The organism is Sulfurovum sp. bin170, from assembly GCF_010892395.1.
Classification (GTDB): domain Bacteria; phylum Campylobacterota; class Campylobacteria; order Campylobacterales; family Sulfurovaceae; genus UBA1140.
Genome location: NZ_JAACKB010000420.1, coordinates 1 through 6,006 on the forward strand (window position 1 = coordinate 1; position 6,006 = coordinate 6,006).

General features: G+C 36.2%; 6 protein-coding genes. 1 reads left to right on the forward strand and 5 read right to left on the reverse strand.

Annotated elements, in window-relative coordinates:
- Positions 1-141 precede the first annotated feature (141 nt).
- Positions 142-1,377 carry a pitrilysin family protein gene (locus GSY74_RS09935; RefSeq protein WP_164664946.1) on the forward strand — a complete coding sequence of 412 codons (1,236 nt, stop codon included), beginning with the start codon at positions 142-144 and terminating at the stop codon, positions 1,375-1,377.
- Positions 1,378-1,425: 48 nt separating this feature from the next.
- Here GSY74_RS09935 and GSY74_RS09940 read toward each other — a convergent pair whose 3' ends face one another.
- The 5 genes from GSY74_RS09940 to GSY74_RS09960 form a co-directional block, all read right to left on the reverse strand.
- Complete coding sequence (locus tag GSY74_RS09940; protein ID WP_164664947.1) at positions 1,426-2,667, reverse strand: porin; 1,242 nt, start codon at positions 2,665-2,667, stop codon at positions 1,426-1,428.
- A gap of 38 nt (positions 2,668-2,705) precedes the next feature.
- On the reverse strand, positions 2,706-3,608 hold the full coding sequence (locus GSY74_RS09945) for a substrate-binding domain-containing protein (RefSeq protein ID WP_164664948.1): 903 nt from the start codon (positions 3,606-3,608) through the stop codon (positions 2,706-2,708).
- Positions 3,609-4,226, reverse strand: a complete 618-nt coding sequence (locus GSY74_RS09950) for a rhodanese-like domain-containing protein (protein ID WP_164664949.1) — start codon at positions 4,224-4,226, stop codon at positions 3,609-3,611.
- Positions 4,227-4,343: 117 nt separating this feature from the next.
- The gene (locus tag GSY74_RS09955) at positions 4,344-5,273 is read right to left on the reverse strand and encodes a LysM peptidoglycan-binding domain-containing protein (protein ID WP_164664950.1); all 930 of its coding nucleotides are present in this window, start codon (positions 5,271-5,273) and stop codon (positions 4,344-4,346) included.
- 2 nt (positions 5,274-5,275) lie between these two features.
- Positions 5,276-5,953: a TlpA disulfide reductase family protein gene (locus GSY74_RS09960; protein ID WP_164664951.1), complete on the reverse strand. Its 678-nt coding sequence runs from the start codon at positions 5,951-5,953 to the stop codon at positions 5,276-5,278.
- Positions 5,954-6,006 lie beyond the last annotated feature (53 nt).

Sequence of the window (6,006 nt, forward strand, 5' to 3'; positions counted from 1 at the left end):
GGTGAGTCTCCTGCTAAACGAAATACAGCATACAAAATTTTGGAGAGATTCGCGTAGGTCGGGGTGCCCTCTCCCCGACAAATAAAAAGGAAAAAATTGAAAAAGATAATAATTTTAATAATAATGATACAAGGAGTATTAATGAGTGCTGTCTTAGAGCCAATAAAAATAGAAAAAACAGAGGTACCTTTCATATTTGAAGAGGACAAAAATCTGCCGATTATCTCCATGCAGTTGATATTTAAAAATTCTGGTTCTTTGACCGATACCAAAGATGGTTTAGTCAAGCTAACGGCAAAGCTTCTAAATGAAGGAACCAAAAAAGATGGAAGCGTTGGTTTTGCAACCAAACTAGAGAGTAGGGCGATATCTCTTAGCACACATTCAGGAGCAGAGACTTTTGTGATTGAGCTTGGTTCGCTAAAGAGTGAGTTTGCACATGGTATCCGGCTAATGAAAGAGTTGATAAAAGACCCAAACTATAGCAAAGAGACCCTAGAGAAGATAAAGACTCAAACCATTGGTATCCTCAAAAGAAAAGAGAGTGATTTTGACTATATCTCAACACTCGCAATGAAGAGTATGGTGTTTCCCAATACTCCACTAGCCAAGGCATCTCTTGGAACAGTCAAAAGTGTAGAGTCTATCGGTCTTGATGATATTAAAAATCATATTGCAGAGCATTTAGGGCTTGAAAATGCTATTGTGGTTATGGGTGGAGATATAAACCAAACTGAGGCTTCAAAGATAGTAAAAGCCGTACTGTCAGAATTTTCATCTATAAAGAGTGTTGATATAAAAGCGATGACTCCTATTGGAAAACAGCAGGTCAAAGAGACAAAAGTAAAGAGTGAACAGGCTTATATCTATTTTGGGGCTCCTTTCTCTGTGGCGTATGATAGCAAAGAGCGACATCTTAGCCAAGTGGCATCTTTTGTCTTGGGAAGTGGTGGCTTTGGTTCAAGAATAATGGAGGAGATAAGGGTCAAAAAAGGTCTAGCATACTCTGCATATACTCGGTTTATTATTAATAAGAGTCACTCATACTTCTTTGGCTACTTACAGACCAAAATTGAGAGTGGAGATGAGGCGATAAAGAGTGTCAAAGAGGTCGTACAACTATTTCTTGACAGGGGAGTTACAAAAGAGGAGCTAGAGTCTGCAAAGCAGTTTATTTTGGGTTCGGAGCCACTTAGAAATGAGACACTTTCACAGAGACTGGGTCGTGCATTCCAAGAGTACTATACTGACCGTCCATTGGGTTCTACTGTTGAGGAGTTGAAGCTTATTGAAGATATGAAATTGGATGACCTGAATGAGTTTATCAAGAGACATAAAGAGATAGCTGAAATCTCATTTTCTGTGGTTACTGGATAGAGAGTAGTGTAGGGTGGGTGTAAATGCACCACCTCACAACTATTTTGTCTAAAACATATACTGTGCATTTATAGTAATAGCACTATTGTCCTCATCACCTGTTTCCTTTGTTCCTTTATCAAAGTTAACATAGTGGATTGCATATTTCTCTCTCATCTTATCACGATACCAGTTTAGACCAATACTTGAAACTGTCTGGCTACCTGCTGTTCCGTTTCCAAACTCTTTTGCAAGTGTAGAGTATGACCTAGCATAATCTCCCTCTTCCAAATCTGCTTCAGACCAAAGCACAGCAGGTTCCAAAAAATCCCCATTTGAGAGAGGGATGTTGTATCCTACACGAAGTGTTTGAATCTTATCTTCATAACCTGTTCCATCTGCAAAATCTCTACTTAGCAAATCATACTCATAAGAGAGGTTTAGACCACCATAGTTTGAGAGTAAATCAGCACTCATCACTTCATTGTTTTTAAACCTATCAGTTGAACCTTGAAAAGCGTAGTTTAGACCAATTGTTGTACCATTTCTCTTTCCAAAATAGGTTGTGGTATAACCTATTTTATACTTTTTCATCTCAGCATCACCCAAACTATATGCCACACGCCCTGCCATCATCCATGCAGATTTATCAGTCGCTGTAGCTCGTGCAATACCACCATCTTTGACAGACATCTCAGCACCTGTTATATTGCTATGGTTGGGGTTAAAAATACCAAAGTTATAGTTTAATTTATTATCAAGCGTCAAACCACCCACATTAACACCCACTTCACGACCTGGTCCTCGTCCTACAAGGTGTGCACGGAGATAGAAGTTTGAGAGACCTTTCTCATAAGAGTTCATCGTAAATCCAGAGGTGATTGACTCTTTACCAATCTGTGGTCTTAGATAACCCAAAGTCACATTAGCAAACTCTTTATCAAATTTATAGGTAAAATAGGCATCCCAGATATAAAAATCTTTATTGGTATTGGTACTCTCATGAGGAGAACCCATCAAAATATTATTATTGGCTTTTCCAAGATTATCATATGCAAACCATACCTTGTAACTAATCAAGTCACTATGTTTACCCTTTACTCCAATACGACCACGACGAATATAGAGGTCAGATGCCTCTTCATAATTATTCTCTCCATTATCAATCGTATTCATACCCCAAATCTGCATCATGTTAAAAATCTCTACACTGCTTTTGCCATCATTGTACTCTACTTTAGCTCCCGCGGACGCAGTAGATATAAGTGCAGATACAGCAATAGCTGAAAATAGTAATCTGTTTGTTTTCATTTTTTTCTCCTTAAAATGGTGGGCTTAAAAGCTCCACCCTACTTTGATTTTACATCAAATTGCAGATTTTGAAAAATTAAATTCTCCTCATCACCATGACCTGTAGCCTCTTCAAGGTTGGCTGTTCCAGTTTTTGAGATAATTTTTTGACCCTCTTCGCTAAGTGCAAAATCAATATATTTTTTGGCTAAAGCTTTTGGTTTATCATTCAGATAAAAATATAGAGCTTGTCTCATCTCATATTTATGGGCTAATATATTCTCTTTTGTAGCCTCTACTCCATTGACTTTTAGTAGTTTGATTTTTTTATCTTTGCTTGAACTTATCACATTATCAATAGCAAAAGCATACTCATCAACTCCTACAGCTTTTCTTACAAATCCTGAACTCTTAACCACTTTTGCTTTGTCTGAAAATGGTTGATTTTTATCTTTAAAAAGTAGCTCTCTTGCAGTTAAACCAATACCTGATTTTTTACTATCTCTTTTAACTAAATTAATAGGCTTATCAGCTCCACCTAACTCTTTCCAGTTTGCTATTTTCCCAGTTAGAACTTTTTTAATATTCTCTGTCGTAATATTATCTATCTTGTTTTTGGGATGAACAATAAAAGACAAAGCTCCCCAAGCCACTTGAGTTGACCAGATATTTTTCTCGTTATCATCATCTTTCAGTGCTTCTCTACATCCAGAGCCAATATCTGCCTCTTTTTTCTGAACTCCACCTATTACAAAAATATCTCCTCCTTTTTCATTCATGGGGATTTTAACACTATATTTTTTGCTAAATGCCTTATTTAACTCTTCCATAAAAGCAACTCTAGTAACTCCACAAGCGTACATTTTAAGTTCACTTGCCCCCTTTTTCCCCTCTGTAGTTTCAGCAAAAAGAGCTGAACTTAGCAGAGCTGTAGTCAATACTACAATAGATAATTTTTTCATCTATTTAACCGTTAACCCAACAGAGTTCCACATCTGCATACCACCACGGTAGTATTTTATCTTATTTTCAGGGTATCCAACATCAATAAGATTTTTGATTGCTAAAGTCGCTTGTTCATCCCATGCACCATTGCTAAATATAAGCAGTGTTTCAGCCCCACTAAAGTCCCAATTATCACCTGATTGTTTTCCACCTAAAAGAGCTAAAATTTTTCCTATATATTTCCCATCTTTTTTTAGCATTGTAAATGGTAGATTGATAGCACTTGGAATGGTACCTTTTTTGTGCCACTCTCTAGTTCTTGCATCGACAAGTAGTAGATCATCACTATCTTTCATCTCTTTGATAAATGCCAATACTTCAAGCTCTCCTAGTGTCTGAACGCTACCAATATTCATCGGTTGAATGCAGTATGGAGGACACTCTTTGGAGGTGTTGGTAAAGGCACTATTTAGGTCACTGTCTGGATTTTGAATCCTCTTGATAACGACACTGCTACCTTTGTGTTTTGCTGTTATAGAGGTTAACTCCTCCGTAATCTTCACATCAATAGCCAATGCTTGACCCCCTGATACTATTAGACCTACTCCAATAGTTGCAATTATATTTCTTATCATTTTTTTATCTCCTTAGTTTTTAATTTTAGACATATTGCAAAACTTATTTGGAATCGGAGGCTTTAGCCCCGAATATAACGAGGCTAAAGCCATCGGTTCCTAGTTTCGCAAGATTTTTTATAGTTTAGGTATGACCAGTGTAATACCTGGGTATATGGTATTTCTATTTCCAATTTTATCTTGGTTAGCTTCTTGTATTATTTTGTATTTAGTTGCATCTCCATAATATTTTTCTGCTAATGCTGAGAGACTATCTCCTGTTTGAACCTGAATCACAACAAAATCATCCTCTGTTCTTAAAATTTTAATTTTCTTTTTAGCTACATCATCAATAATAGAACTTGCTAATCTCTTTGCTGTTGTTGTACCCTCTTGCTCTGCACTACTTACCAAGCTCTCAAGACTCTCTTTTGTATTTTTTTGATTTTTTGTTGCATCTCCTACTAGCGACAAAAGTTGTGCTTCTACCTCCTCTCTTTTTAGTTTTTTATCCTCTACGGCTCCGACTAATAATAGGAGTTTGGACTCTATATCTTCTCGGTTTAATTTAGAGCTTTCCGCCCCCTCAACTAGACTCTGTAACTCATCTCTAATAGATTTTGAATTCTCCTGTTTATCATAAGAGTCAACTAGACTCTCTAGCCCCTCTGTAACTTTGCTAGAGTTATTTTCAATCAGGTCACCTACTTGGGTCACCAGTGACTCTAAATCATTTTTGATAGAGTTCTCTTTTGTATTCTCCTCTTGGGCAATATCATCTAGGAGTGTATTGAGTTGACCTCTTAGTGAGCTATCTTCGCTCTCCGTTTTGTTACTCTCGTTGCTCTCTTTGATTAGTGCATTTAGGATAAAACTACTAGAGCTATCTTCACTACACTCTTCATTCTCATTTGCCTCATCACCATCACATCCTGACTCTGTACTATTATCACCCAGAGCCTCTTTTGTCTTTTCAGTAATGGGTTGATACTTCTCCTCTTTATCTCCTCCACACCCTAAAAGTATAATTGTTATTCCCAAAGAGAGTATCTTATTTTGCATTCTCATTCTCACTCCTTATTTTGTAGTTTTTGTATCATTTTATATTGCTGTAGAGATACTTTTAGAAGCTCTGCTAGAGTGTAAGATTTAAAACCTACCTCAAATGCCAATATTTTCCCATCCTCACCAATAACGATACTAAGTGGAATTACACCACTCCATCCATGATGCTCTTTTAGATAGCTTAGAAACTTCTTGTGTTTATCTCCTGTTACAATATGATAGTTAATACCCTTCTCTTCTATAAATTTTTGGTTCTCTTCTGTCGTGTGGGGTTGTGACTCTATAGCAATAATATCAAAAGCTCCATCAAACTGTTTTTTGAGATTAATAAGCTCTGGAATCTCTTGTTGACAATATTTACAGTCCCAACCAAAGACCTTTAGGAACACAATTCTATTTTTCATTTTTGGTATTTCAAAACTTTTAGGAGTGGCATTTATTTTAAATGTCTGTCCTTTTACAGTTTTAAAAACAAAAGATTCGTTAGGTAATGTGGAGATGGTTTCGCTATGCTCTTCTTTAATGTTTTTGTTGGTTATTGGCATAAAAAAATAAATTCCTATAGCCAAAAGAAGAGCTATAAGTGAAGTTAGAAATAGGATTACCAATCTCCTATCCAACTTATTTTTTTTTACCGACTCATCATTTTTATCACTCTTATTTATTAACTTACTCTTTTCCATTTACTTTAACCTCCAAAGATAATTTTTAACATAATAACATAAAACACAATAAA